Here is a 2,258-nt window from a genome sequence, read left to right as displayed (position 1 = left end):
TCCAGCGTTCTTATGACAAGGATAGCTGGCAGGGAAAAATCAACCTCAATAGCAAGGCTTCACGATTGAAGTCATCAATCACATTGGGTAAACGGACAGCCTGGAACAAGAGTTCCGACTTCAGCTTATTTAAGAATGGCGATGATCTGACTGTCAGTAAAACGTGATCGTTGAGCTTAGCTGCCCTTCGGGTCATAGAAATCCTTTTTAAATCAAGTTAGTAGAAAATTATACTTATGAACACACCGATTTTTCGAGGGGATTACCGATATCGATTTGAATCCCAAAATCGGCGCAAACTGGCAGAAAAAGGGAGAGCAAAAAGTTATTCCTACACCAGGAAAAAATGAAAAGCATTACCTTGCCGGGATCCTTTATGCCGGAACTGGACGAGTGGATTATGTCAGTGGGGCAAGTAAAAACTCAGATTTATTTATAAGGATGTTAAGTCATTTAAAAAGCACATATCGAAGTGCAAAAACGATCACGCTGATCGTGGACAACTACATCATTCTCAAGAATAAAAAGACGCTGAAGTGGCTGAAGGAAAATGCTAAATTTATTATTATTTATCAGCCAGTTTACTCCCCGTGAGTGAACAAAATAGAGTTGCTTTGGCTGCCGTTACACGAAACGGTAACGCGTAACCACCGTTGCCGGACAATGTGGCAATTACTGAAAAACGTCCGGCAATTTATGAAAGCCACATCACCTTTTCCCGGCAATAATCATAGGGTAAAAAAAGTGGAGCGTTAATAGGCGCAGTTATTTAGTATGCTAATTTTTTATTCAGGGAAAGCTCGTTTCACTTACCATTCGATACCCTCAAATTAAAAATTTAGAGCGATAGGAGACAATTTTGACACTGAGAAATTACCTCAACCCCTTAGACACTATTTTTAGTTGATTTTTTTATGATATCCTGATCAACAACTGTTATAAGTGAACGGGATATCAAAAAATTAATAATCTCCGTAGCCTTCGATGTGGCAGATGGATTTGTGCCAAATGTCAGTAGTTCACGTGCTGAATGGTAAGCGATCGGATATAAACCTATTTCAATTGCGTTGACCATTATCTCATAATCAATCCAGTTATCGTATATCACATTATCAAGGAAGAGAAAGTTACCTATTGGTTTTTTTATTTCCTTAGCCATTTTAGCGAACCTAAATGCCAAGTTATTTTTCCCAAGTGAACGATATATTCTTGCCAAATGGTATAAACTTTCTGCCCTGAGGGGATTTTCTTCAAAGGCCTCTAGTAAAAAAGGGATAGCATCTGAAATTCTCCCTGAACGCTCATGAATAAGGCCAATTCTAAGCAGACTAAAATACCGTTCTTCTGTGAAGCCGGACAACTTCAGGCGCAGTAGATACCATTCAATAGATCTACTATACAACTCAGACCTGTTTTTCTCATCCTGCACTGCAGCATCATGGTATGACTGTGCGCAATAAAAAGCATATCTGGGCATTAAATCTTGTTCTTTACACTGATGATATGCTGTTGCTAATATCTCTGCATCGCGATGATACTTTCTACATGTATTGTTACGCGATCCAGTACGCCCTGAAATGATGAAATGGTCGCTATTAATAGTTCCGGTATCATGGTATTTATCTTCAAGATACTCATGTAACACACCACGCCATTTGAATGATAATCCGTTGCGGACGAGTAGTTTCCTGTAATAAGTGACAGAATGTGTTTCATTACTCATTTTCAGGAAATAACTATGATGGGTTAGATTAGATGTATCAACTGTTCCCTCAATTCTGTCGTCTGCGTCGAAAAAGAGTATATAGTCAGACATGCCATCGCATCGGTTTAGTGCCAAGTTTCGGTTATGTGAAAAATCAATCCATTGATCGTGATATAATTTACCAGGTACCTTCCTTTGCGCAAAAAACTCCCTAATCAGTTTGGGAGTATTATCTGATGAACCAGTGTCACAAATGACCCACGATGAAATCGGTATTTTATCTAAAATATTAGAAAGGGTCTTTTTTATAATGTGCGATTCATCTCGCACAATCATGTTAAGGCAGATTGTGACCACAACTGTTCCTTTTTTGGAATCCGGGAGTGTGATTATATACCAATTATCTCTAATGAGGTTGAGATATATGTAAGCGTACAGCGAGAACCGTATTGACGGGAACGGGTTATTCAGTTGGCAGGGTTATTCGCCAGGGTAACAGTTCGCTGACCTGATTGACCGGCCAGTCAGCTATGACGTTGAGCACATGACAGAG

General features: G+C 39.4%; 2 protein-coding genes and 1 pseudogene. 1 reads left to right on the top strand and 2 read right to left on the bottom strand.

Annotated features, from left to right (window positions below):
- Nucleotides 1-249: 249 nt before the first annotated feature.
- A pseudogene (locus OOJ59_RS27745) lies at nucleotides 250-756 on the top strand (IS630 family transposase); the annotation flags it as partial.
- 130 nt (nucleotides 757-886) lie between these two features.
- Here OOJ59_RS27745 and OOJ59_RS27740 read toward each other — a convergent pair.
- Both OOJ59_RS27740 and OOJ59_RS27735 read right to left on the bottom strand, forming a co-directional pair.
- Nucleotides 887-2,062, bottom strand: coding sequence for a tetratricopeptide repeat-containing glycosyltransferase (locus OOJ59_RS27740; protein ID WP_008814938.1), 1,176 nt, complete (start codon nucleotides 2,060-2,062; stop codon nucleotides 887-889).
- Nucleotides 2,063-2,168: 106 nt separating this feature from the next.
- Nucleotides 2,169-2,258: hypothetical protein (locus OOJ59_RS27735; protein WP_231877188.1), on the bottom strand; the 90-nt coding region annotated here is incomplete at its 5' end.

This window comes from Citrobacter sp. W9 (assembly GCF_026719375.1).
Classification (GTDB): domain Bacteria; phylum Pseudomonadota; class Gammaproteobacteria; order Enterobacterales; family Enterobacteriaceae; genus Citrobacter; species Citrobacter werkmanii.
Note: the sequence above shows the minus strand (reverse complement) of the source record. Positions and strands in the feature narration are given on the sequence as shown.